Source organism: Streptococcus sp. V940 (assembly GCF_054353495.1).
Genome location: NZ_JBTHHZ010000001.1, coordinates 1,001,966 through 1,027,825 on the forward strand (window position 1 = coordinate 1,001,966; position 25,860 = coordinate 1,027,825).

17 protein-coding genes and 1 other annotated feature are annotated in these 25,860 nt (G+C 39.7%); of the genes, 1 reads left to right on the top strand and 16 read right to left on the bottom strand.

Translation table 11 applies throughout. The annotated features are described in order from the left end of the window. Positions 1–46: 46 nt before the first annotated feature. The 14 genes from pfkA to ACXYSM_RS05125 form a co-directional block, all read right to left on the bottom strand. A complete protein-coding gene (gene pfkA, locus ACXYSM_RS05060) occupies positions 47–1,054 on the bottom strand; it encodes a 6-phosphofructokinase (protein WP_303407130.1) in 1,008 nt (335 codons plus the stop codon). An 81-nt stretch (positions 1,055–1,135) separates the two neighbouring features. Beyond that, on the bottom strand, positions 1,136–4,237 hold the full coding sequence (locus ACXYSM_RS05065; RefSeq protein WP_458634575.1) for a DNA polymerase III subunit alpha: 3,102 nt from the start codon (positions 4,235–4,237) through the stop codon (positions 1,136–1,138). Positions 4,238–4,400: 163 nt separating this feature from the next. Continuing rightward, positions 4,401–4,832 carry a hypothetical protein gene (locus ACXYSM_RS05070; protein ID WP_458634576.1) on the bottom strand — a complete coding sequence of 144 codons (432 nt, stop codon included), beginning with the start codon at positions 4,830–4,832 and terminating at the stop codon, positions 4,401–4,403. A 210-nt stretch (positions 4,833–5,042) separates the two neighbouring features. Then, complete coding sequence (gene gloA, locus ACXYSM_RS05075; RefSeq protein WP_458634577.1) at positions 5,043–5,423, bottom strand: lactoylglutathione lyase; 381 nt, start codon at positions 5,421–5,423, stop codon at positions 5,043–5,045. A 57-nt stretch (positions 5,424–5,480) separates the two neighbouring features. Then, a complete protein-coding gene (gene rplT, locus ACXYSM_RS05080) occupies positions 5,481–5,840 on the bottom strand; it encodes a 50S ribosomal protein L20 (protein WP_000124834.1) in 360 nt (119 codons plus the stop codon). A gap of 49 nt (positions 5,841–5,889) precedes the next feature. After that, the gene (gene rpmI / locus ACXYSM_RS05085) at positions 5,890–6,090 is read right to left on the bottom strand and encodes a 50S ribosomal protein L35 (RefSeq protein WP_001125942.1); all 201 of its coding nucleotides are present in this window, start codon (positions 6,088–6,090) and stop codon (positions 5,890–5,892) included. Between the two features lie 33 nt (positions 6,091–6,123). Continuing rightward, the gene (gene infC, locus ACXYSM_RS05090) at positions 6,124–6,654 is read right to left on the bottom strand and encodes a translation initiation factor IF-3 (RefSeq protein ID WP_458634578.1); all 531 of its coding nucleotides are present in this window, start codon (positions 6,652–6,654) and stop codon (positions 6,124–6,126) included. Between the two features lie 15 nt (positions 6,655–6,669). After that, positions 6,670–6,800: a sequence feature (ribosomal protein L20 leader region), on the bottom strand. 88 nt (positions 6,801–6,888) lie between these two features. Next, positions 6,889–8,283 carry a peptidoglycan-N-acetylglucosamine deacetylase PgdA gene (gene pgdA, locus ACXYSM_RS05095; protein WP_458634579.1) on the bottom strand — a complete coding sequence of 465 codons (1,395 nt, stop codon included), beginning with the start codon at positions 8,281–8,283 and terminating at the stop codon, positions 6,889–6,891. Positions 8,284–8,398: 115 nt separating this feature from the next. Then, on the bottom strand, positions 8,399–10,126 hold the full coding sequence (ezrA, locus tag ACXYSM_RS05100; RefSeq protein ID WP_458634580.1) for a septation ring formation regulator EzrA: 1,728 nt from the start codon (positions 10,124–10,126) through the stop codon (positions 8,399–8,401). An 80-nt stretch (positions 10,127–10,206) separates the two neighbouring features. Further along, on the bottom strand, positions 10,207–12,153 hold the full coding sequence (gyrB, locus tag ACXYSM_RS05105; RefSeq protein ID WP_458634581.1) for a DNA topoisomerase (ATP-hydrolyzing) subunit B: 1,947 nt from the start codon (positions 12,151–12,153) through the stop codon (positions 10,207–10,209). 14 nt (positions 12,154–12,167) lie between these two features. Then, a complete protein-coding gene (locus ACXYSM_RS05110; RefSeq protein ID WP_458634582.1) occupies positions 12,168–12,731 on the bottom strand; it encodes an HAD family hydrolase in 564 nt (187 codons plus the stop codon). A gap of 110 nt (positions 12,732–12,841) precedes the next feature. Continuing rightward, positions 12,842–13,390 carry a DJ-1 family glyoxalase III gene (locus tag ACXYSM_RS05115; RefSeq protein ID WP_458634583.1) on the bottom strand — a complete coding sequence of 183 codons (549 nt, stop codon included), beginning with the start codon at positions 13,388–13,390 and terminating at the stop codon, positions 12,842–12,844. Positions 13,391–13,400: 10 nt separating this feature from the next. Beyond that, a complete protein-coding gene (locus ACXYSM_RS05120) occupies positions 13,401–14,624 on the bottom strand; it encodes an FtsW/RodA/SpoVE family cell cycle protein (RefSeq protein WP_458634584.1) in 1,224 nt (407 codons plus the stop codon). A gap of 33 nt (positions 14,625–14,657) precedes the next feature. Continuing rightward, positions 14,658–17,108: a bifunctional DnaQ family exonuclease/ATP-dependent helicase gene (locus ACXYSM_RS05125; RefSeq protein ID WP_458634585.1), complete on the bottom strand. Its 2,451-nt coding sequence runs from the start codon at positions 17,106–17,108 to the stop codon at positions 14,658–14,660. A gap of 121 nt (positions 17,109–17,229) precedes the next feature. Here ACXYSM_RS05125 and ACXYSM_RS05130 point away from each other — a divergent pair, with 121 nt between their 5' ends. Then, complete coding sequence (locus tag ACXYSM_RS05130; RefSeq protein WP_314945719.1) at positions 17,230–17,415, top strand: hypothetical protein; 186 nt, start codon at positions 17,230–17,232, stop codon at positions 17,413–17,415. 23 nt (positions 17,416–17,438) lie between these two features. Here the strand turns inward: ACXYSM_RS05130 and ACXYSM_RS05135 are convergent, their stop codons facing one another. Both ACXYSM_RS05135 and ACXYSM_RS05140 read right to left on the bottom strand, forming a co-directional pair. Beyond that, on the bottom strand, positions 17,439–18,287 hold the full coding sequence (locus ACXYSM_RS05135) for an NAD(P)H-hydrate dehydratase (protein WP_458634586.1): 849 nt from the start codon (positions 18,285–18,287) through the stop codon (positions 17,439–17,441). A 130-nt stretch (positions 18,288–18,417) separates the two neighbouring features. Continuing rightward, positions 18,418–25,656, bottom strand: a complete 7,239-nt coding sequence (locus tag ACXYSM_RS05140) for an SIALI-17 repeat-containing surface protein (protein WP_458634587.1) — start codon at positions 25,654–25,656, stop codon at positions 18,418–18,420. Positions 25,657–25,860 lie beyond the last annotated feature (204 nt).

The window sequence follows — 25,860 nt, forward strand, 5'->3', positions numbered from 1 at the left end:
ATAATTCGACCTTTTATGGTCATTTTACTAGATTAGTTAAAGTTGATTATGACAAGCTCTTGTTCAAGTCAGAAAGTTCAATATCAGCTTTGTGAGGGTTATTGACAACAATCTTACCATCAGCTGTTAAGCTAAACAAAGCCCCCTCTTCTGCAGTTCCAAGAATTGGATTTTCAACCATTTTCTCGTTACGAATACCGACAGCAACACCACCGATTCCTTGTTTAAGGAGTTTAACAGCGTGTGCGCCCATACGAGATGCCAATACACGGTCACGAGCAGTTGGTGAACCACCACGTTGGATGTGACCAAGTTCTGTGACACGAAGGTCACTTGTATCGCCAGCTTCTTTTAGTTTTTGACCAAATTCAGCCGCTGACATGACACCTTCTGCTAAAACGATAATATTGTGTTTCTTACCGTGTTCATATCCAGCTTTGATGCTTGCTACGATATCTTCAAATTTGAAACCTTCTTCAGGGATGATGATTTCGTCAGCACCTGTTGCAATACCTGCCCAAAGAGCGATATCACCTGCGTTACGTCCCATTACTTCAACTACGAAAGTACGACGGTGACTTGATGATGTATCACGAATCTTATCGATTGCATCCATTGCAGTTGTTACTGCCGTGTCAAATCCGATTGTAAAGTCAGTACCTACGATATCGTTATCAATTGTTCCAGGAAGTCCAATAGCAGGGAATCCATGCTCAGTCAAGCGCATAGCTCCATGATAAGAACCGTCACCACCGATAACTACGACACCTTCGATACCGTGTTTTTTCAATTGCTCAATCCCTTTAAGTTGACCTTCGAGTTTCGCAAACTCAGGGTAACGAGCAGAGTGAAGGAAAGTACCGCCACGTGAAATGATGTCTCCTACTGAAGCAGCATCAAGTGGATAAATTTCACCAGCAACCATACCAGCGTATCCATCATAGATACCAAAAACTTCCATTCCTTCTGAGATTGCTTGACGAACAACTGCACGAATGGCAGCATTCATACCAGGGGCGTCCCCACCACTAGTCAAAACAGCAATACGTTTCATTTGGTTTTGCTCCTTTTTCTTTTAACATTCTAACTGATTATACCATATTTAAAATCAAAATTCTTTTATTTTCATTGATTTTTAACGATAAATCGTTTTCATGACAATCTGTTTTAAAGATTCTTGTAAGTCCGCGTCTTTTGCAACCATATAACCAGGCAAAAGAACATTTTTTTGTTCATTTTCATAACGTATGATCACGGGAATTTGTCCCTTATACTGTTCTAAAATATGATAAATTTCAGAATCGTGATTATGATTGGCAACTTGAATCCAAAAACGTTCACTCACTGCCTCTTTTAGATCATTCAAAACTAATTGAAGACGTCCGTCCCTAGCCTGAACTTTTCCGTTTAGATAATAGAAACTACCTTCGTGTAAGAGATTTTTAAATTGGCGATACTGATTAGAAAAAACAGTAACCTCCAGATTTGTTTTACTATCACTAACTTTCAAAAAGGCCATGTTTTCACCTTTTTTTGTTCGGATCACACGAATCGATTGAATCTCAACGAGTACAGTAGCCATCTGACCTTCGGAAAGTTCAGATAGACTCACGATTGGATACAAAGGATTCTTTGCTAAGGTTATCAATGGATGTTGACTGATTCCAACTCCTAACCATTCCTGCTCTTTTTGGAATTTCTCAATATTTGAAAAATCCTCTGTATCTGTCCAACTATAGCTAGAATCTGCAAAGAGGCTACCTAACTCTTCTACAAAGATAAATAGACTTGGTAGGTTGGTTAAGATTTTTTGACGATTTTTTTCAAAGGTATCAAACAAACCAACTTCTACCAAAGGATTTAATAAACTCTCCTTTTGATAATTTTTCGGCAATCGTGTGATAAAATCTTCAATACTAGAAAATGGACGATTCTCTATAATCCAATAGGCAAAATCACGAGGCATTCCCTTAATGCTCTTAAGACCTAGATGAATTGTTTTATCTGCTAACTTATCTTGAAATGGAATCGTATTGATAGAAAGCGGTGCTAATTCAAAGCCCATATCCAAAGCATCTACAATATAATCACTACTCGCATAGTTCAACATCACTTGGTAGAAAATTGACGGGTAATGTGTTTTGAAATAAGCAAGCTGAAAAGCTAAAGCTGCATAAGCATAAGCATGCGAACGGTTAAAACCATAACCAGCAAATTTCTCCATTACAGCAAAGACCTCTTGAGCCTCTTCTTTTCCATGCCCTTTTTCGAGTGCACCTTGGATAAAACTCTCTTCCATCCGGTGCATCTCTGCAGCATTCTTTTTCCCCATGGCACGACGCAAAATATCGGCTTTCCCAAGGCTAAAACCAGCATAACGCTGAGCTACTTGCATCACCTGTTCTTGATAAAGCATGATGCCATAGGTTGGGGCTAGGATATCTTGCAAAACTGGGTCAAGAACGGTCACTTTTTCTTTGCCGTGTTTTCTGGCCACAAAGTTATCGATATAGTCGCTCGCACCTGGTCTGTTCAAGGAAGTCGTCGCCACTACTTCTTCAAAGTTTTGTGGCTTCACTCGTTTCAATAAGCGTATTGCTCCAGGTTGCTCAAACTGAAAGATCCCCTTGGTCTTACCAGCTGCAAAGAGCGCTAAGGTTGCCTTATCCTCAAGATCAATATCCTCAATCCTTAGTGAAATCCCTTGGGTTTCAAGTAAGAGCTCTTGCATTTTTTGAGCAAAGGTTAAGTTTCGTAGGCCCAAGAAATCCATCTTGAGCAAGCCATTCCCTTCAACTCCATGAGCATCATACTGAGTAATGAGCATATCCTCTCCATACTTGAGAGGAATGTAATCTGTTAGATTTTTGTCACTAATAACGACTCCAGCAGCATGGATAGAGGTCTGTCGTGGATAGCCTTCTATCTTTTTAGCAATAGAGAAGGCCTTTTGGTACTCAATCTTACTCTGAATGATTTGTCTAAAACCTAGATTTCCTTCATAGGCTGTCGTTAGAGTATCCTTAGAACCAATTTTTTTGGTAATAGCTGTCAACTCATACTCAGGTACACCATAACGTTTGAAGATATCTCGAATGGCTTGCTTGGCTCCAAAGGTCGAATAAGTGACAATCTGAGCAGCATGGATACTACCATAACGGTCACGGACATAGCGAATAAACTCTGGACGATAGATATCTGGAATATCAATATCGATATCTGGCATGGTGTAGCGTTCACGATTCAAGAAGCGTTCAAAGATAAGATTCTTAGCTACAGGATCAATTCCAGTGATATCTAGGGCGTAGGCTACTAAACTTCCAACTGCGGATCCGCGTCCCATCCCCATATAATAACCTTGAGAACGGCCAAAACGTAAGAGATCCCAAACAACCAAGAAATAATCATCAAATCCCATATCATGAATCACTGACAACTCTTCTTCTAAACGAGCCTGATAAACCTGATTCCATAACCCTTTCTGCTCCAGTCCCTGAATAGCTCTTTCCCGAAGTTCTTCAACAGCAGGTCTCTCTGGATTGAAACGTGGAAGTTTGAGACTACTATCAATCTCGTAGGAAGTTTCCTTAATCAATCTTGCAAGATTATCCAATGCGTTTGGAAACTTCTCTTGGAAAATCTGTTCAAGATGGGCAGCCGGTAAAAACAAGCCCTGTTGCGATTGAACATCAACCTCTCTCAAGGTCACGTTCTCTTTAATCGCTTTAAGCATCTGGAGAGCTTCTAAATCCTCAGAGTCGAAAGAGTTAACACGATAAAGAGGGAGAATGGGGTGAGAAACATTCAATTGAGGTGTATCTGGATACACTCCGATATAGTAGTCATGCCCTAAGTCCAAGGAATCAACTTCAGGATAGTAAGGAACAATGACACAAATATCTTCAAGATAGGAAGAGAAATCAGCCCATTCTTTTTTACCTGTCATCTTTAAAGACGACAGCTTCATCAGGTTTCGATAACCATGGTTTGAGAGAGCTAGAAAACGTAGATTGAGCACTTCTTCTTTATGATAAACTGTCATCTCAAGACCTAATAAAGGCTGCATTCCCTGTTTTTGGCATTCTTTGATGAAATAATAGGCTCCATAGAGATTATCTTCATCCATGATTCCAAGTGATGAATAGCCATATTCTTTTCCTAGGCTGACATATCTCTTGATTGAAACCATACTCTCCATGAAACTATAGACAGTTTTCGTATCCAGTTGGGCAATCATTCTTTCTCACCTCCCTTTTTCTTTTTCTATTATACCATTTTAAAAATAGAAACACAGTTTCTTTATAAGGACCAAGATAAAAACCACAGCCAGTGAAAAGCTGTGGTTTTAAAAGTTCTTCTAAACAAGTCTAAAATAGATGATCGTCTAAGGCTTTCTTAACTTACTTATCTCTATCTTTCGTTAAAAATATTCCGATTAGAACTAGAACGAGTGAGAGATAAGGAAAGACCCTAAACATCTGCCAATCCGGATCGAATGCTAAGAGTCCTGAAAGCAAATAAAATCCTGCACTCGTATACAAGACGGTTTTATTTACTTTCTTGATTCCTACCCTTGTTAAGACAGTTGCTATAGCGTAAGCAATTAAATTAGGACCTAGAAAAATCAAGAATACAAATCCCCATGGAGCAGTAAATAAAGCAAGAGTTATAAATAGAAGAATATAGGTAAGTGCCAAATAAAATGAGAAAGATAGAAGAGTCGAAGGTTTCTTGACTGCTTTTGGACCATTCTTCATATCTTCAACTGAATTATTCTCTACAATTAGTTTATCTTCTTTGTTTAGCTCTTCATTTGGATTTTGGTCTGACATTTTGTTCTCCAACTAATTTGTTAAGTTATTTTTATTATATCCCAATTTGTAAAATTAAGCTAGACTGAAAAAGCCATCTATGTTAGCCTCAGATAAACTACAACATTTATCTGAAAGAAACTAACATAAATGACCTACACTACTCCCTATCAAGTTTTTTCTGAGTTAGGTGAGATTGCCTAACTTAATTTGATAGATAAGGAGTTTTTATTATTTTTCACGAATCACTTCTACCTTGTATCCATCTGGATCTTTGACAAAGTAATAGTTTGGTTGAGTCCCTGGAAGTCCATTAGGTGCTGTTACTTCATAGCCTTTGTCACTATGTTCTTTATGAAGAGCTTCAAGGTCAGGTGTGCTTAGAGCGATATGCGCAAAACCGTCACCCACAACATATGGTCCGTGATCATAGTTGTAAGTCAACTCCAATTCATAATCATCACCATCAAGACCTAGATAAACAATGGTAAAAGCATGTTCTGGAAAGTCCAGACGACGCAATTCCTTAAAACCAAAAGCATCTTGATAAAAAGAGATTGATTTTTCAAGATTTTCGACTCGCAAGCAAGTATGTAGCATTTTTGAAGCCATTTTTTCTCCTTTGTTTTAAAAAAGACTGGGACAAACTTGCACCAGTCTTATGAATAATTATTTACCAAGTTTTGCTTTAGCTGCATCTGCAAGAGCTGTGAAAGCTGCTGCATCGTTAACAGCCAAGTCAGCAAGCATTTTACGGTTAACTTCGATCTCAGCCAATTTCAAACCATGCATCAATTGTGAGTATGAAAGTCCGTTCATACGAGCTGCCGCATTGATACGTGTGATCCACAATTTGCGGAAGTCACGTTTCTTTTGACGACGGTCACGGTATGCATAGTAGTAAGAGTTCATTACTTGTTCTTTTGCAGTACGGAACAAGATGTGTTTAGCTCCATAGTAACCTTTTGCTAATTTTAAAATACGTTTACGACGTTTGCGTGATACAACGCCACCTTTAACACGTGCCATTTATATTTCCTCCAATATTTCCTAGAATTGTTAACTTACAAATACGCGATTATTTCAAGCGAGTAAGCATTGCTTTGATACGTTTGAAATCTCCTGAATGCACCATAGATGCTTTACGAAGATGACGACGTTGTTTCTTAGTTTTTCCGTGGAAACGGTGAGAAGTGTAAGCACGGAAACGTTTAAGTCCACCAGAACCTGTACGTTTGAAACGTTTAGCTGATGCGCGGTGTGTTTTTTGTTTTGGCATGATATTTTCTCCTTTTTTTAACTTTCTGACAGATTATTTCTTGTCAGTTGCTGGGGCCAACTGCATGAACATTTGACGACCATCCATTTTAGCACGTTGTTCGATGATAGCAATATCTTGAGTTGCTTCAGCGAAATCGGCTAAAACTTTTGCACCAATCTCTTTATGGGTAATCATACGACCCTTAAAGCGAATAGATACTTTTACTTTGTTTCCTTTTTCAAGGAACTTGCGAGCATTGCGAAGTTTTGTTTCGAAGTCACCCTTATCAATAACTGGGCTCAATCGAACTTCTTTCACGGTCACAACGCTTTGTTTTTTGCGTTGCTCTTTTTGTTTCTTCTGGTACTCAAATTTGAACTTACCGTAGTCCATAATTTTCGCAACAGGAGGTTTAGCTTGAGGTTGAATGAGAACCAAGTCCACATTAGCTTCATCCGCAAGTGCTTGCGCTTCACCAAGTGGTTTGATACCCAATTGTTCGCCCTCAAGACCGATTAAGCGAACTTCACGTACACGAATTTCATCATTGATGAATAAGTCTTGCTTTGCTATGGTTTTCACCTCTTTTTTTATTTTAGAGAAAAACAAGAGCGGACCTGCTAACGCAAATCCGCACTACATGATTATAGTTCATTTCTGAAACTTGATCTGTAGGGGCCAGACAACGTTAGTCGCAAGGCGAGAAGTTCTCACTTCTGCTTTTCTCATCTTGTATATGATATCAAGTTTTTCCCTACTTGTCAAGATAAAAATAATCTTTTTTAATTTTTTTCTAATATTTGAATTTAATTTCAACTATTGGTTACGAGAATAGTATATCTCATGTGGTTTTACATGATTCCCTAGTAACTCAGAGACTGTAACAAAGCTATACCCTTGTCCCTGCAAATATTCAATAACTTTTGGCAATGAGTTAACAGATGTTTGATGGATATCGTGCATAAGGATAATAGAACCATCAGTCGTCTGACGTTGAATTTCTGTTAAAATAGCAGCTTCGTTTTTACTCTTCCAGTCTAAGCTATCGACATCCCACATAATAAAGCTCAAATCGAGACTATTACGGATATCATCTGAGATGGCACCGTATGGTGGGCGCATCAATTTTGAACTCTTTCCGAGCACACTAGTGATTGCTGATTCTGTATCCGTAATTTGTTTCTTAGCATCTTCTAATGAGAGTTGTGTTAAAACTGGATGGTTCCAACTATGATTTCCGACTTCATGCCCCTCAGCCTGCATACGTTTGAGGATAGCTTCATTACCTGCAATATTTTTCCCTTGGACAAAGAAGGTAGCTTTGATTTTGTACTTAGCTAAAATATCTAAGGCTTGTGGAGTTGTTGTTGCATTTGGACCATCATCAAAGGTTAAGGCTACAACTTTTTTATGTTTTTCTGCTTGAACTTTTTTATAAAGTTCAGCATCTTTTTCTGTTAGATAGGATGTTTGAATATAATCAAAGAAATCTGAAATAGGCATTGCTATTTCTTCTACATTAGTCATTGCTTTGACTGGATATAGAACCAATTGACTATCTTTATAGGCAAACTTCCAGCTTGACAATTCTGCAGCTGAGAAATCAGCTGAAACTTGGTCAACAACTGATTGATCTACTTTTTTATCTTGGAGAGTTGACTTAACTCCCTCAAGGATTTTTTCTTTGGCTGTGGATGGGTCTGTAAAGAATTGATCCAAGGTAAAGATAGAGCCGTCCTCTTTCAGATACAGCTGGTCTAAAGTAGTATTTTCTAATTCGACGACATTAGAATTTGCCAAGTCATAGGCCTGTTTTTTAATCAAACGATTTTCAACCCCAGTTAAAGAGGAATCCCCTTTTTCTGAGTAATAAAAAATTAACTGTTCTTTACCTTCTACTTTGTCAGTAATGTCTTTTACGATGATATCTTTGACAGAGGTAATCACGCCATCTCCGACTAGTGGATAATAGGTGATAATTTCTGATTTCTCTTTACGGAAATGCTCTTTTTGACTTCCTTGGGAGTAGGCAGCATCTTTTTCCTTCTTGAGGTTCTCAATTTTCTGTTCAAAGGCTTGTTTGTTAAACACTTTATAGGTAACCACACTACCGAGTGCTAACATTGTTAGAAATAAAAGCAAGACAAGAATGCCAAGCTTTTTATTATTTTTCTTCTTTACTTTATTCTGGGGTAATCTCTTTTTTGTCATAGTCATATCATATCAAATATGAACTATAATTTCAATGAAAACATGGTATAAAAATATTTAAATTAGGTAAAGAAAAGTAAAAGAATCCTAGGAAAATCTAGGATTCTTTTATAATTTAGAAACGGATACTTTCTCTTGTTTTCTCATAAGAAGTAACAAAGCGCTCTGTCACACCTGGTTCAGCTACTTCTAATGCTTGAGAGATTTTTTCGAAAGATGCTTTATAATCAAAGGCTGTTTCAAAGATATTCAAAGCTTCTTGGAAAGCTTGTTGAATACGATCATCAAATGATCTGTAGCGGTTTGAATATTGAAGCAATTGTTCCGTAAGTGTCGCATATTGGACAATACTGTATGTTTCTTCTTCCAACATATTCATATCATTTGTCGCAATCTCAAGGATACGATTTACAGATTCGATATTTACTTGTGCTTGTTCCAACTCAGCCATCAAGTCTTCTGTACTGTGACTTGCATCAAAGAAGAGCTTCAAGAATTTTTGTGGAATTCCTGGAAGATTTCTCTTCTCCATGTAGCGTTTAATCGTATGCAGACGGTTGACATAGACATTTGCTTTTTGACGAGCATTGATGTCATCTTTTTCAATCTGAACTAGACGCTCACTAACACCAATTTGGCTGTCTTCAATATCTTTTAACGTAGCTTGGACATTTTCCAAGCGTTCTAGTAATACAGAATATGCTTCTGAAACTTCTGTTTGGTCATTTGTTAATTCTTCGATTGTAGCATTCAAAGCTGAGATATCAGCTTGAAGACGACGAACTCGATTTACATCGCTTTCAGAAATCAAGTAGGTTTTCCCAAGACGTTCAATATCTTTAACCAAGACCTGATTATTTTCTTTCAAGTGGTTAAGATAAGTAGGAAGGGTAGCAACCAATTTTTCAAAAGCTTTATGCGCTTTAATTTCACGTGTAAAAATATCATAAAGTGCATTGATTTCTTCTTGGATTTGAGCATTTTCATACTCTGCATTGTCCAACTCCAATGTACGGATATTTTCGTGATTATTCTTCAAGGCTTCATAGAGAAGTTGAAGACGAGATTCGATATCTGTTTCTACAAAATGATAGTTCTCATCTAAAAGCTTGCGGTAACCAGCTTCTAAATCTTCAAGTTGTTCTGGCAATTCAGTAGTAAGCTTAGTGACAATCGCTGGAATTCTTTCAACGATATGTGTCAAAGCTAAAATATGATTTTCAGCGTTATCTAAAATGCCTGCTGCTTCAACTGGATCTCCAGATGAATTCAAGGTTACAAATTGAGAAAACTCAGATTGGATGTTCTCCAATTGTTTTTCAATTTCTGGAAGAGCTTGACCATATTTTTCAGAATCTTCAGCTACAGTATTTTGTAGTTTCTCAAATAAATCTAGAGCATGTAGAACGCGTCCACTATTTTTTGACTCTTGTTTTTCCAACTCAGACAAGGCATTACGAATTGCTGCAATATCTTCTTCAACAAGTTGGATTTGACTTTCAATTTGATCAATCTGGTGCTTAGCTTTCAAGAAACGGAATGAGTTATTGTATCCTTCAGCTTCAAAGAGGTTATTCTCAATATCCGCAAAAGAGTTCAGAGACAAATCTACCCATTTTTGGTTCCATTCTCTAAAAGCAACCTGACTTTGACCAATCAGATGCATATTTTTAACAACCTCTACCTCATCATTAACAGGAAGGTTATATAATTCTTCTTTTCTTTCTTCTAGGGCTGCAAGTCTACTCTCATTACGTTTACGTAGCAAAATGGCTACTGCAAAAGCAATCAGAAGCAGGACAGCAATTCCAATCAAAGTAATAATCAACTGATTATTTGACATATCAAACTCCTTTTATACTTGACACAATTGTAATGATTATATCATATTTTTCAAGCCTTGGGAACTATTTCCCAATTTTTTTATACGTCAAGAGTACTGTACACAGCGTTTTCTTCGATAAATTCTCGACGAGGCTCCACGCGGTCCCCCATGAGCATATCAAAAATCTTATCTGCTTCAGCAGCGTCATCTACTGATACTCTAGCCATGAGGCGATGTTCAGGATTCATGGTAGTTTCCCAAAGTTGGTGGTCATCCATCTCTCCAAGACCTTTATAACGTTGAATGGTTGGTTTGGAACGACCTTCACTGTAGCGAGCCAAAGCTTCTTGTAAGCGAGTTTCTTGGTCTGCTCCTGGTTGAATATATTCTTTAATCTCACTACCAACTTTAACACCGTAAATAGGTGGTTGAGCGATATAAACATAACCCGCCTCTAAAACAGGTTTCATATAGCGATAAATCAGAGTTAACAAGAGGGTACGGATGTGAGCTCCATCGACATCGGCATCCGTCATAATAACCAGTTTTTGGTATCGAGCCTTGCTGACATCAAATTCTGCACCAAATCCTGTTCCCATTGCTGTGAAGAGACTACGAATTTCTTCATTAGCAAGGATTTTATCCATACTTGCCTTTTCAACGTTAAGGATTTTCCCACGAATAGGCAAGATAGCTTGAAACTCACGGTCACGTCCTGATTTTGCAGAACCTCCCGCTGAGTCTCCTTCGACGATAAAGAGTTCCGTTTCAGCTGGATTATTTGATGAACAGTCAGCTAGTTTCCCTGGTAGATTTGAAATTTCTAAACCTGATTTCTTACGAGTCACTTCTCGTGCACGTTTTGCTGCCACACGAGCCTTAGCTGCTAGGATACCTTTTTCTACGATGCGCTTAGCAATCTGTGGATTTTCCAAAAGGAAGTCAGAAAATGCATCACTGAACAAGCGGTTGGTAATCTTGACAACTTCACTATTCCCAAGTTTAGTTTTCGTTTGCCCTTCAAACTGAGGGTTTGGATGCTTCACAGAGATAACGGCTGTCAATCCTTCACGGACATCCTCACCTGTTAGGTTATCTTCGTTATCTTTTAGAAGTTTGTTTTTACGAGCATAGTCATTGATAACACGAGTTAAGGCTGTACGGAAACCTTGTTCATGTGTTCCACCTTCATGGGTATGAATATTGTTGGCGAAACTCATGACATTCTCGTGGTAACCCGTTGTGTACTGCATGGCTACTTCAACTGTGATATCATCCATCTCACCGTCTGTGTAGATTGGTGTATCAAAGATAACATCCTTGTTTTCGTTGATGTACTCAACGTAGCTCGCAATCCCACCTTCGTAATGATAATGCTTGGTTTGTTCAAGTCCTTCACGTTTGTCAGTAATAGAAATTTGAAGCCCGCGGTTCAAAAAGGCTAGCTCTTGAATACGTTTATTTAATTTATCAAAATCAAATGTAGTTGTCTCAGTAAAAATTTCTGGGTCTGGAGTAAAGTGAACGATTGTTCCTGTTTTATCCGTATCCCCGATCACCTCAAGGTCTGCAACAACATGTCCACGACGGTATTCTTGGTAGTGAATCTTTCCATTTTTATGAACGCGAACATCCAACTGAGTAGAAAGAGCATTTACAACTGATGACCCTACACCATGGAGTCCACCAGATACCTTGTATCCGCCACCGCCGAATTTCCCTCCGGCGTGAAGAACAGTAAAGACTGTTTCAACGGCAGGACGTCCTGTTTTTTCTTGGATATCAACAGGAATTCCACGACCATCATCGATAACTGTAATCGAATCATCTGGTTCAATAAAGACCTCGATATGACTAGCGAATCCCGCCAAAGCTTCGTCGATAGAGTTATCTACGATTTCCCAGACTAGGTGGTGAAGACCTTCTTTGGCAGTTGAACCAATATACATCCCTGGACGCATACGAACAGCTTCCAGACCTTCCAAAACTTGAATTTGACTGGCATCATAATCTTGTGCCTGTTGGTTTTTAATATCTTCTGTCATTTTTCCCCTTTTTCTTACATGTCTATTGCTTGTTTTAAGGACACAACATCCTCAAAGAGATAGGCATCTAAGCCTGCAGCATGTCCTGCTTCTACATCAATGGCACGGTCACCAATGACTAGACCTGACGTTATATGATACTTATCACGTAAATAAATCATCGATTCAGGATCAGGCTTGCGTTTAAAACCTGAACTAGCCGTCACTACTTCTGTAAAGTAAGGAGCTATCTCAGTTTTCGCTAAAATCTCCAATACTTGATCGTTTCGATGAGAAACCAAGAAGTTACGGCCACCTTGGTCCGAAATATTTTCTAAAAAAGTAGGAATCCCATCAAACAAAACTGGATGTTCAAGCTCTCGGGCTTCATTTTCCTTATATTTTTCAAGAAAGTTTTCAATACCTGGAGCATACTTTTCGATAGCAAAGGCAGTCGAAACCTTCAAAGCCTCGTAAACACTATCGTGTTCCTGCTCAATCCCGAACTCTGCTAATGTTTCTACAAAAGCTGCTGTAGAAGTTTCATAATTATCAAGCAGGGTTCCACCTAAATCCCAGATGTAATCGTGATATTTCATACCCTTCATTATACCATTTTTTATAAAAAAAAGCGATGTTTACCTTGGTTTTTGCCATTAAAAAAGAGAAGAATCTTCTCCATCAAGAAAGATTCTCCTCAGTTTGTTCATTATTTTTCAAATAGGTCTGTGTAGAGCATGCCATTTCTTAGAGACTCAGCATCTCCGCCCAATGTTTCAACCAAGTGGTAAGCAAAGGCTAAAGCTGTTGCTGGCCCACGGCTAGTGATAACATTTCCATCCACTACGACTGTTTCTTTGTGGTAGTGACCGTCAGCAATTTGTTCTTGGACTCCATCATAGCAGGTGAAGTTTCTTCCTTCTAGGAGACCAGCTCGATTCAAAGCAATTGGAGCAGCACAGATAGCTGCTACTTTTTTATCGGTTTCCTCAAATCTTTGAAGCTCAGAGACCAATTGCTCATTGTCCCGCAAGTGGGCAGCACCAGGCATACCTCCTGGAAGTACAATCATATCATACTCTGATAAATTACCATCAAACACTCGATCAGCTTGAACTTGGATAGCATGTGAACCTGTCACTTTATCTTCAAATCCTACCATATGGCAGGTGATATTTGCGCGGCGCAAGACGTCGACGACCGTCAAGGCTTCAATTTCTTCAAAACCATTTGCTAGGATAACTGCAACTTTAGGCATAGCGACCTCCTTATTTCACTTTTTTCAACACAACTTTTTTACGTTTGAATCTTGTTCGACCACTCTTTTCATCAGCCAAATGGGTTTGGTAGCTCATCGATAACAGCAAACCGACACCAATTAGATTACTGATAATAGCGGATCCTCCTTGGGAAATAAATGGCAAAGGAATCCCTGTCAGAGGAAGAAGACCAGTAACCGCACCAATATTTTCAAAGATATGGAACAAGAGCATCATGATAAATCCAGTTGAGATATAGGTATAAAATTGATTATTGGATTTTAGGGTAATCTTTAACATGCGATAGATGAGCAGTAGGTATAGTGCAACCACTACAACTGAACCAATAAATCCAAAATCTTCCGCAATTACTGTGAAAATCATGTCACTCTCGCGGACTGGAATAAGGAGATTAGACACATTAAAGCCTTGCCCAAAAATTCCACCGCTACCAATCGCGATTTGACCCTGCGCCTGTTGATAGGTAGTCGTCTGGGCGTAATCAAAGGGATTGAGCCAAGCTAGGATACGATTTATCTGATAAGTTGGCATCCCAATCTGATGCATAAAGGCACGCCCGTCTTTTGTGATAAAGATTGCTAGGAATCCTGCAATCGCCGATACAACTGCTACAAAAATTGGAATAATAATCTTCCAAGAAACACCAGACAATAAGACAAGTCCTGCAAAGATTGCAACAAAAACCATAGCTGTTCCAAGGTCACTTTGCAAGGCTAGTAAAACCATAACTGGCATTGTGAATATAATCATCCACAAAATCAATAGAAAATCTAAACCAATCGTTCGTTCTTTGTCTTTATGTTTCTTGGTAAAGGTTACGATAACGTATGCCAACATCAAAATATAGGATATCTTCATAAATTCGGAGGGTTGAAAGAGTGTATAACCACCGATTGACACCCAGTTTTTCGCACCAGTTGCAGCTACTAAACTCGGGTTGTAGAAGACTAAAGGCAAGACCATCAAGGCTAGACCGAGTCCATATAAATAAGGCGTGGACTGCCAGAGAAATTTTGTGTTAAAAAACATGACTATGAAGCTAAAAACAATCCCTAGCGATATCCAAGCCAGTTGTTGTCCAAGTATGGGCCAAACATTTTTTGGATAGTCATGACTAACTGCTATATAAATAGCTACAACTCCAATCACCAACAAACAAAATACTGGTAATATTAAACTATAATCGACCCTAGAGTCGAGAGAACGTTTCATAAAAGGCCTCCTTCATTCTTTCAGGTATTCATTTCATTGTTTATTTAAAAATTCTTGAGCTTTGATATAAATTTGCTCTCTGCTAATGACTTTAACACGATTGCTTCGAGCCAAAGACTTGCTGATTTGCTTACCATAGCGTTTACTTGCCATGCGGCTATCTAGAATCAGAACTGCAGAGCGTTGCCCCACTCGACGCATGGTTCGTCCAATCGCTTGCTTAAGACGAATAATAGCCATAGGAAGCTGATAATCGTAAAAAGGATTCTTCCCTTCCAAACGAAGTTCTTGATTCATCTTTTTCGTAAAGGGATCTTCTGGATTTTGGAAAGGTAAACGAGTCACCACTTCAATCACTCGAGGATGTCTTGAAAAATCGACACCTTCCCAAAAACTTCCAGCCCCAAGCAAGAGCTCACGCTCGCCTCTTTCAAAGCGTTTTTTCAATTGGGCAGGTTCACCGTGCTTGTACTGGGCCAGATGGGGAACCCTCAAAGCATCTGAAACTTGCAACAATAAATCTTTTGCAGTAAATAAAACTAGAATGGGTTCTTCAAGCTGGAACAATTCTTCTAAAACTTCTACAATTGCTTGTGCATATTCCTCGGATGAAATTTCTGTCACCAACGGAAAATCATTCACCAACAAGATTTCCTGATTTTCCTGAAAGTGTTCGTTCATGCAGTAAAAGGCCGCTTGAGGAAAACCTAACAATTCTGGTAAAGAAACCCTACTACTAATTTCAAGGGTTGCAGAGATTCCTAATAGCTGACAGGTTTCTGGGAAAATCTGAGAAAAGAGCAAACGATGATTGCGACTAGAAGTGATTTCAACCTTCTTACTAGACACATCTGAAGTCGATAACCAAAATTCTCCCTCAGATGTAAAAAATCTCTGATAGTCTTTAAATTCTGGTAAATTCAACTCAGAAAAATCTTGTCGGAGCTTGTCAACGCTACTAGCTGGACACATCCTACGTTTACCAGATAAGAACTGATCGAGTAGGTAAGAAACTTCAAAACGAATACTTTCTAGCAAGCGTCTTTGAAGCATACCTTCTTCCCTCGATAGAGCTTGATCTAGTTGCTCCACCAAATCTGTTAGCAAATAAGATTTTCGAGAAAGATTTTCCAATGTCAACAAGATTTTCTGGGCTTCATCTAAAATCAAGAGACGCCCTTCTAAGAGACTAGGATCATCTTCAAGTCGAGTAACGAGGTAAGCATGATTGGTCACAAGCAACTTGCAGGAACGAGCCTTTTCCTGACCTCGTTTCCAAAAATCCTCCAACCAAAAGAGAGAGTCTTTGTGAAGGTTGCCATCGTGTACCAAGTTCTGTAAGAATTGCTGGTAGCGATAAAGCTGACCAATTTCGTCTAAATCTCCTGTATCTGTCTCTGTCAACCAAACTAGGAGTTGCATCTTAAAACGAGTATACAGACGGTTGGACTCTTCTTCCTCTAGCGCTGCATGAAAGGCATCTAGCTTCAAATAATTCTGAGGTCCTTTCAGGCTATGAATGGAAATATGGAAAATCTCTTCTAGCCTTTTAGCCTCCTCTTGCATCACCTGATTTTGAAGGATTTTAGTCGGAACACTGAGCAGGATTCCCCCTTCATTTTCAAACGACAAGGCTGGTAGCAGATAACCATAGGTTTTCCCGATTCCTGTTTGGGCCTGAATGAAGGATATGTCTTCCCCTTCTAAAAACTCTTGAACCTTTTGGGCAAAGTTTTCTTGTGTGACTCTCTCTTCTAACCCCAACAAGGCAATATTGGTCTGGAAATCTTTAGATAACTTTCTCGGAGAAAGAAGAGGTTTTTCTTTTCTTAAAAATAAACCTTGCACCTCTACCAAATCATGCTCAACAAGGAGAGACTGTTTCTGATAAACTTCCTCGATGACTAGGTAAGATTCATAGAGTAAGCTGTCTGATAAACTCAATAAGCGCTCCAACAACCCTTTTGGCAGTCCAAACATCTTTTGTCTCATACAAAGAAAGAGTTCTGCTGTTGCTTGGGCATCAGATAGGGCTGTATGGGCTTGCTCTAGAGGAATCCCCAACTCTTGGCAAAGAATGCCGAGATTATACTTCTCAAGCTGAGGGTAAAATACTTGAGCCAACTCCACTGTATCGATACGAGGCGTGCGCAATTCATAACCCTCAAAAAAGAGGAATTCTGCCAATAAATTAGCATCGAATTGAACATTGTGCGCAACAAAAACACCGTCTTTGACCAGTTCAAAAATTTTTTCAGCCACCTGAGAAAACTCTGGAGCCTTTGCCAAACGTTTATCAGTCAAACCCGTTAATTCTTTGATATGAGAATCCAAGCGTTCATGAGGGTTGACATCAGTAGCATACTGTTCAACAATCTCACCATCTTCAATGACTACAATTCCCACTTGGATGATTTTTGCCTTGCTTCCGGTACTTGTAGCTTCTAAATCTACAACCACATACCGATTATTTCTAAAATTCATCACTAAAAATTATATCAAAATTTGCACCATTTGACACCCCTGAACTTTATTTGAAGAGTCAAGTTTTTTGCAAGATTTGAAAAAAAATGATTGAATTGAATTGTAGAAAAGGAGGGAATTCATGAACCCGTTAGATTTGTTTAATCAAGTAAAAGAACTCATTGAGAACAAAGATTTTTCTGCAGCAAAAACATTTGTTGAAGAAAACAAGGATCAACTCGGTGAGTACCTAAGCCAAGCACAAGCTTTGGTCTCAGGATCAGAAGGAATTGACGGTCTTGTAGATAAGGTCAAAGGCCTCTTCTAATCATCAAAAGACACCTGATATTTTCAGGTGTCTTTTTGTATTTTTTTCATGAATGCAGGAATATGTTGACTAATCGTGGTTGGCAGAACTACAAAGTTGTCCTCAGATAATTTTTGAGCAATTGCTGAATGTAGATAGGTCGCTACTGTCACTCTTTCATAGAGATTTGCTTGGGGAAATTGCCCTGCAAAGCCAGCAATCATCCCAGCCAGAGTATCACCCATTCCCCCAGTCGCCTGATAAGGGCCGCCAACACTCAATTGATAACAATCAGTTTGACCAGCTTGCCAAATTCGAGTAGCAGGACCTTTTTGAACAAGAATCGTTCCTGAAGGAAATTTCTTCAAAGTCTCTCCTGTTTCCTCAGTTCCTTGGGAATCCAAATCTAAGCCTGACAAGACTTGCCATTCCCTTTGGTGTGGAGTTAAAACAAGTTTAGCTTTAGGAAATTTCATCCCCCTCTTAGCAAAAATAGATAGGGCACCACCATCTAGTATGAGGGTCTGGTCTTGGTCTAAATGATCAAAAACTGTTTGGAGAAGCTCTTCTCCACGCTCATCATCCACTAGTCCAGGTCCAAGCAAGACAATATTAGCCTTCTGCAACTGTTGCTCAAGTAATTGCTTATCACCAAGGTCAAAAGCCATAGCCTCTGGCAGATGGCTATGCAGAGCTGAAATATTCTCTTTATCCGTTGCTACTGTCACCAAGCCTGCGCCACTTCTAACCGCCCCTAAAGCAGCCATAATAATCGCTCCCCCATAGGGATACGTTCCCCCAATCAAGAGAAGACGACCGTAGTCTCCCTTATGACTAGAACGAGGACGCTCGATGAGCACTTTTTTCAGTAGAGCTTGATCAATGACTTTCATAAGCTACTCCTTCATGCTTTCTCTTACTTTCATTATACACCTCACTACCCAATTAATAAAGGAGAAGACTATATAGTCTTCTCCTTTTTTTATAATAATCAGCTTTTTGAGAATAGTGAGTTATGAATCATTATTCTTCCTTGCGTTTCCCATTTAGGAATGCTGCTGATAAGGCTAGACTTAGACCTGCTAGGAAAATTGCTGTATCAGATTGACTTTCCCCAGTTTCTGGAAGTCTTGCTGAGTCTGCTTTTTCCGAAGCATTTCCAAGAACTTGTGAAACCTGAGTCTGCTCAGCAGAAGCCTGAGTTTCTGAAGGTTTATCAGATAAACCTCGAATATCTGCAACAGGTTTATCGATTGTTGGAGCTGCTTGGTCTCCTGCGGTTCCTAGAGTTCCTGTGTATTCTGGGAGCTCGTTTTTATCTGCTTGCACAGCATTGGCTCCGCCCTTGAACTCTGGAACTTCATTTTTAGCGGCTTCAACCCAATTAGCTCCGCCCTTGAACTCTGGAACTTCATTTTTAGCGGCTTCGACCCAATTAGCTCCGCCTTTAAACTCTGGAACTTCAACAATTGGGGCTGCTTGGTCTCCTGCAGTACCGATAGAGTTGCTATATTCTGGGACTTTTACTATTGGGGCTGGCTCCTCACCTACAGTTCCAATAGGGTCCGTGTACTCTGGAATTTCAAGAACTGGAGCAGGAACTTCACCCTTGCTAGTTGTAACAATTGCTTTCACTCCTACTTCAACAATTTGATCTTTTGCTTCTCTTGTTTCAGTATGAACAACCTTACGACTTGTTCCCAATACTTCGACATAGTCTACTTTTTCTCCATTTTGACCTTCTGTGACGATACGACGTTCATCTTTGGCTAAGTCACTATTCTCACGAATAATTTCCTTGAATGGAATGACAGCTTTCTCAACTTCTAGACTTGGACGGTCTAAAACAAGAGCTTGATCATCCACTGCATGACTAGCTTCTGAACCAGCTTCAAAGTGAAGTCGATATTCTTTCACAAGACTACCATCTTTAGCAAGGAGTCTAACAAGAGTTGGAAGATTATCTTGATTTGACTCAACGACAGTCGCTACACCGTGACCGCTTGTTTGGGCAGTCACCTCTGGTTTCGCTCCATTAGCGGTTAATCGATATTCTGAAACCGCAGGATCAAAGTTTTCCAATGCTTTTCCATTAATTGAAATTGTCACTGCAGGTGTTTCTGAATCACTGGCTTTAGCTGGAGAATAGGCACTAAACTCGACCATTGCGAGACCATTAGTGGTTGATTTGCGAGTCATACGTGCGCGAATAGCGGTTGTCTGAATCGGATCAAAGGTAAATTCGATTGGCTTACCAGCCTCGATTGCTCCAGATGCCTTATAAGGAATTTCTTGCCAATTTTCTGCCTTGTTAAATGGATGATCAGCATTTTCTTCATAACGTGAAATGGTGCTTGGTTCAGAATAAGTTGGTCCAACATATCTTTCGAGTACCATTGTCGCTGGTGCATCTGTTCCACTGTCTTTGAAGAACTGAATTGCTACTTTTCCTACAGACCGAGCTGTAATCTGACCGTTCTTCTTAAAGAGAACCCCTACCGACACTTCCTGATTTTTTGGAGTACGAGACCAGTTAGTCCAACGTCCATCCTCATTAAATCGCCCATCGTTGATATAGAAGATTCTATCATTAGAAGCAGCATCGGTATCGTTTGTAGTAGAGGCAAAGGCTTTAGAGTCAGTCGCATTATTGCTTGCATTCTCAGAGATAACCTGATTTCCTCTTGCCAAAACGGTCACTTGTATCTTAGTTGTCAGGTCTGTTCCTAGGATATGACCAAGCACTTCAAAGGTACCTTCCTGGTCTGTCGCATGTTCAGCCACTTCATCCCATTCTACAGCTAGTTTATCTGTAGCCCAATCTGTTTCTGATGGATAGTAGACTGTCACTTCTGTAGGTAATTGAAGCTTATCTCCAACACTTAATGTCATGGCAGCATTTTCGGCAGCTACTGGTTTCGTAGATTCTTTTTGACCATCACGGAAAATGCGGTACTCTTTCAAGATGGTTCCGTCTTCTGCCTTCAAAATGAGACGTGTTGCTCCTTCTGGGCTTGTAGCAGGGACAATTGTTACCAAACCATTGTCGCTTGCTGTTGCAGTAATCTCCTTACTAGTTTGCGGAATATGATAGTCTGTCTTAGCTGGATTGAAATGTTCTAGCTTCTGACCGTCTACTCTAATAGAAATTTCTGAACTTGAAGCAGCTGGGACTTTATTTCCCAAGATAGTGATTTCGGTCAAACCGACACCATCCGTTCCATTTGCCTTCTTCATGCGAATACGAACGGCATAGGTCTCAACCTTGTCAAACGTAAAGTGGTTAGTTTGACTTGCGGATAATTGACCTGGAGCTTTGAGATGTTCAACCTCTTTCCAGTTGGCAGCATTGTTAAATGGATGGTTGGCATCTCCTTGAGCATGATTGACATCAGTTGGCAAATCTGGAATTTCTTGACCAACGTAGTATTCAATAACATATTCTTTTGGAAGTCCAATCGCACCATCTGTATAGAAATCAACTGAAAGATTGTCTACAAAGCGCTTGGTTAAATCGCCTGAGTTACCAAACAAGATAGATGCCCAATCATTATCTGTATTTGTTTGCCATGTTGTCCATCGATTTTTGACATCTGTATTGGCTCTTGAGACGGTCAAGTCGTTCAGAGTATTGGCAGAATCATCTCCACCAGTATTGGATACGATAGCTGCTGGTAATTGAGAACCTGTCCATTGTTTAGAGATATTATTTCCCGCAACAACCTGACTGGAAACACGAACATGAGCCTTGGTGGTCAGAGAGCTACCAACCAATTGACCTTTGATTTCAAAGATTCCTTCAGTTTGACTAAAGTTAGCTGGCACCTTATCCCAAACGACATCATTATAGACAGTTGTTCCATTAGAATGGTAGGCACGAACGTTAGCTGGTAATTGAACCGTTTCACCCTTAGGAAGAGGGAGGCTGATTTCTTCTGCGACTTGCAATCCTTCAACAGTCACATTTGCAATAGCTTCAATGTCTGTTCCTTCTACATGACCTTTTAGGGTAAAGCTATGATAGCTAGCGAGTTCTTTTTCATCCACCTTGTCCCAAGTTACAGTTAGCTTACGAGGCAAACCTTGGTCAAATTCTGCTCCGATTTGATCAGGCAAATTCGGTTGCTGATTGATATCTGTAGAGATTGAAACAGGATGAAGCTTAACAATTTTCTTAGCTACTTTGTTTTCTTTGATGACCACTACGGTGGCTACAGATTGTGTCTTCTCTGTTTGATGTTCAATACGAGGAGTGAGCGTCACACTACCTTTAGTGTAAAGAAGCAAGTTTTGTCCGTTTACTTCAAGATGTCCACCATCAGTAGAACTAGCATCCAAGTGAATATCTGATGCTGAAAATTCAGTCTGTGAACCATCTTCGTAATGCCCAATGACATGATAAGGAAGGATTTGATCTTCTGTTGCATTTTCTTTACCTTCTACACTTACTTCCAAGCGTGTCAAGGCAGGGGCTTCTTTCACAAACTGAATCAAATAAGTTTGAACTAAATCGCCCTTCTGGTCACTCAAGAATACAGAAGCCTGATAATCATTAGCTGCTGAAGCTTGTTGAACTGTTACCTGATAGCCTCTTGTTTGTGCTCCGACACTTGGAATCTCAGCACTGTAAGGAAGGGATACTCGGTAGTAGGTCTTTCCAGGCTCAAAGTTTTCAAGAGTCTTATCTCCAACCGTGAGACCTGTAACAGTACTTTCGGTTTCCTGATTACTTGCGATAAAGGTTGCTGTCACCTCGTAGTCATTGCCTACTAATTTACCAGTTGCTTCAGTTCGTCCACCTTCTTTTGACAAAGCAGCAGGATCTTTCAAGGTCCAAGAAACGACATCCGCATCAACCAAGTTACCATCTGACAAAACAGCCGTTACCGTTTTATCCAAATCTTCTACAGCTGTACCAACTGGAACAGTTGCAACTTTAGGCAACCACTTATCAAGTGCGATGACCTTAACAAGGGCTTCAGCCTTAGCTTCTATTCCTTCCACACTACCTAGAACCTTTTTCTCACCAGCACTTGTAAGGAGATCATCTGGGATTGCCCAAACCACAGCTTTTTCTTCGACACTACCATCGCTATAAATAGCTGTCACAGTTTCCGGCAATTTAGGTTTTTCGCTGACATCAGTAGTCGCTTTAACAGGGGCAAAAGCGACAAAATGACGATTTTCTTTTTTGCCTGAAACGGTTGTAACCGTCGCCTGATCAGAAGCTAAACCTGCAGAATCAGCATAAAGAGTAAATTTCCCTTCTTTTTCAGTAGATTTTACAATGACAACACCTTTACCATTGAAGGCTTTTCTCTGCCATGTGCCATCTTTCTGAGCTTTATAACGTTCACGGCTAGCTTGTTCCCCATTGTCCACACCAACGATTTGCCCTTGCCCGTGAAGATTGAAATGAACAAGATTATTAGCAGTTGGAACGACATTGCCATCTTCATCAACGATTTCATAATGGATATAAGACAAATCTTTGCCGTCTGCAGTGATGACATGTTCTTCCTTGGTGAGACGAACTCTAGCAGGTTCCCCTGCTGTTGCCACACTATCACGCGCAATCTCTTTACCATTTTCATCACGAGCAATAGCAGTTAAGGTGCCTGGTTTATAGTCCACCAACCACTCAAGATACAATTCACTTGGTTTAGCTCCCTCGTGATAAGGGCGACCATCTTCAGTTGTTTTCTTAACAAATTCTTTCTTACCAAGGGACTGGTTGTTCAAGAACAATTCTACGCTAGCAGCATTTGAGAAGGTCCGAACTGGAACCTTGCCATTGATAAGCATATTACGTTCCTTGAGCGTTTCATCCGTCCAATTCCAGTGAGGCATGATACGAACAGTTGGTTTTTCTTTAGCACTATACCACTCACTACGGTATAAATAGAAATCATTCTTAGGCAAGCCTGCCGTATCAATGATACCAAAGTAAGAGCTTTTCACTGGTGTATTATCTTGGTTATGCCATGGTGTAGGCTCACCGATATAGTCAAAACCAGTCCAGATGAACTGACCTGCATAGCCAGCACGATCACGGTCAAAGGTCCAAGATTCAGTAGCTGTTCTACCCCAGGCTACACGGTCATTACCATAGTCAGATTGTTCATAATGACGATTTGGACGATTATCGTGATAGAGATTTTTAGCAGGATAAAAGTAGGAATCACGAGTTCGAGTTGCTGAAGAAGTTTCAGAACCGTAGATTAACCAATCTGGATGGGCTTTACGAACAGCATCGTAAAAACGCTCCCCATAGTTCATACCTACAGCATCCATGATTGCTGCTAATTTTAAGAACAAGCCTGTAGAAGCACGACTGAATTTATTTTCACCCATAGTCACATAGCGCTCTGTATCAATTGCTTTGATAACAGCTTTCAAACGCTTGGCTGTTTCTAGTGAACGTTCTCCACCATCAGCCTCATCAACCTCATTACCGAGCGACCACATGATGATTGAAGGATTATTTTTATCTCGTTCAACCATGGTTCTCAGATCAAAATCAGACCACTTTTCACCCTTCTTAGCTTCTGGGTGAGTCGCATCTTGGTCAAAGAAACGTCCATAGTCATAAGTTTTCTTACCACGATACCAAGTATCAAAGGCCTCTTCTTGCACCAAGAGTCCTAGACTTGCCGCAGCATCAAGCAACTGTGGACTTGCTGGATTGTGAGTCGTACGGATAGCGTTAACTCCCATATCTTTCAGGAGTTTTAATTTACGGTAGGTTGCCTTATAGTTTTCTTCTGCCCCCAAAGCACCATTATCATGGTGAATACTAACCCCATGGAATTTCATTCTCTCACCGTTGAGAGAGAAACCTTCTTTAGCTGTCCAGTTGAAGTAACGATAACCAAAAGTATCTTCTGTCACATCAACTAGCTGACCTTCTTTATAGACCTTAGTTTTCAGAACATAGAGCTGAGGATGGTAGCTTTTTGTTGTCCAGAGAGTTGGCTTGTTGACTAAGATTGTTTGCTTAAAGTCTGTTGTCTCATTTCCTGCTAGGTTCTTGGTTACAGAACGAACCAAATCTGAAACAGCCTTACCTTCTTTGGTAAAAATCTGTTGCTCTACAAATACCTTGGCTAGAGTCTTAGCAGTGTTTTTAATCTTGCTTTGGATTTGTGTTTCAACATTGCCATCTTTTTGTTGAGCTAATTTCGGAGTTGTAATGTGATTGCCATTCTCAGCCACTTGCACCTTGTCACGGTAGCTAAGCGTCACATCACGATAGATACCACTTCCTGAGTACCAACGACTACTTGGCTGCTTATTGGTTACTTGGACAGCAATGGTATTCTCACTACCATCCTTATTTAAAAATTCAGTAATGTCATATGAAAAATGATTGTAACCACTTGGATAATGACCGACAAATTTACCATTTACATAAACCTTGGAGTCCATGTAAACTCCATCGAAGTTGATCCGAACATCCTTGTCCTTGGCAGCTTCATCAACCGTAAAGGTTTTACGATACCAGGCGGTACCACCATTTAATTGACCACCTTCATTTCGAGCAGGAGACTTGTGATCAAAATCAAAATAGATACTCCAGTCATGTGGAAGGTTCAACTTAGACCAATCATGAACATCCACGTCTTTCTTAGAGAAATCACCCTGAGCGTTTAATTTAAAATACCAATCTTTGTTAAAATTTTGTTTTCTTTCCTGTAAAAGTTGGTCTTCTTTTTCTTTCTCTTTGGTAACTTGAGGTAAGTCTGTTGGCGCTGTTTTTTCTTCCTTAGGCTTATGGTCAGCTGCCGGTTTGTTCTGATTCGCTTCAACAGTATGTTCTTCCAAAACTGCCGGCTTTTCAGTACTCACTTCAGCCACTGTAGGTTCTTTCTCATTCACTTCAGTAGCTGGTTTTTCAGTTTTTTCTTCCTTAGGGCTAACTACTTCTACTTCCTTTTCTTTCTTAGGACTTGTTTCTTCAGTTACTTTATCTTCAGTTACTGGTTTTGCTGCTTCATCCGTATCTTTTTCTTCTTTTTCGGTAGCGGAATCTTGTGGGCCATTTTGCTCCGCTTTTGCAATGGCTGCAGCTAGATCATCTGGAAGTTTATCCAAAGGTTGAACTTGATGAATTGTTTCTTCAGTGGTACTTGACGTTTCAGTTTCAGCTGCTTGTGCTACCTGAAGACCAAAGATACTAGCTCCAATCATAACCGAAGCCGCACCAATAGCAAATTTACGAATACTAAAATGACACCGTTTTTCAAAAAATCTCTTATCCATTATGGTTCCTTTCTAAGTTTTAGTAAGCGATTACATTTCTCCTCAAAAAATAAACCTCCCTCTAGACGCTTACTTATTTTTGCATATACATATTGACACTTTTAATATATCAAAATAGTAGAAGTTTTTCAATAATTTGTGGAAGTTTTACTGGAATTTTAGTAGAAATAGATCAAAAAAAGCAAGCACTTTTTAGAACTTGCT

Coding starts and splice junctions, on each gene's coding strand:
- pfkA (WP_303407130.1), bottom strand. CDS start 1,054: ATGAAACGTATTGCTGTTTTGACTAGTGGTGGGGACGCCCCTGGTATG.
- ACXYSM_RS05065 (WP_458634575.1), bottom strand. CDS start 4,237: ATGATTGCCCAACTGGATACGAAAACTGTCTATAGTTTCATGGAGAGT.
- ACXYSM_RS05070 (WP_458634576.1), bottom strand. CDS start 4,832: ATGTCAGACCAAAATCCAAATGAAGAGCTAAACAAAGAAGATAAACTA.
- gloA (WP_458634577.1), bottom strand. CDS start 5,423: ATGGCTTCAAAAATGCTACATACTTGCTTGCGAGTCGAAAATCTTGAA.
- rplT (WP_000124834.1), bottom strand. CDS start 5,840: ATGGCACGTGTTAAAGGTGGCGTTGTATCACGCAAACGTCGTAAACGT.
- rpmI (WP_001125942.1), bottom strand. CDS start 6,090: ATGCCAAAACAAAAAACACACCGCGCATCAGCTAAACGTTTCAAACGT.
- pgdA (WP_458634579.1), bottom strand. CDS start 8,283: ATGACAAAAAAGAGATTACCCCAGAATAAAGTAAAGAAGAAAAATAAT.
- ezrA (WP_458634580.1), bottom strand. CDS start 10,126: ATGTCAAATAATCAGTTGATTATTACTTTGATTGGAATTGCTGTCCTG.
- gyrB (WP_458634581.1), bottom strand. CDS start 12,153: ATGACAGAAGATATTAAAAACCAACAGGCACAAGATTATGATGCCAGT.
- ACXYSM_RS05110 (WP_458634582.1), bottom strand. CDS start 12,731: ATGAAATATCACGATTACATCTGGGATTTAGGTGGAACCCTGCTTGAT.
- ACXYSM_RS05115 (WP_458634583.1), bottom strand. CDS start 13,390: ATGCCTAAAGTTGCAGTTATCCTAGCAAATGGTTTTGAAGAAATTGAA.
- ACXYSM_RS05120 (WP_458634584.1), bottom strand. CDS start 14,624: ATGAAACGTTCTCTCGACTCTAGGGTCGATTATAGTTTAATATTACCA.
- ACXYSM_RS05125 (WP_458634585.1), bottom strand. CDS start 17,108: ATGAATTTTAGAAATAATCGGTATGTGGTTGTAGATTTAGAAGCTACA.
- ACXYSM_RS05130 (WP_314945719.1), top strand. CDS start 17,230: ATGAACCCGTTAGATTTGTTTAATCAAGTAAAAGAACTCATTGAGAAC.
- ACXYSM_RS05135 (WP_458634586.1), bottom strand. CDS start 18,287: ATGAAAGTCATTGATCAAGCTCTACTGAAAAAAGTGCTCATCGAGCGT.
- ACXYSM_RS05140 (WP_458634587.1), bottom strand. CDS start 25,656: ATGGATAAGAGATTTTTTGAAAAACGGTGTCATTTTAGTATTCGTAAA.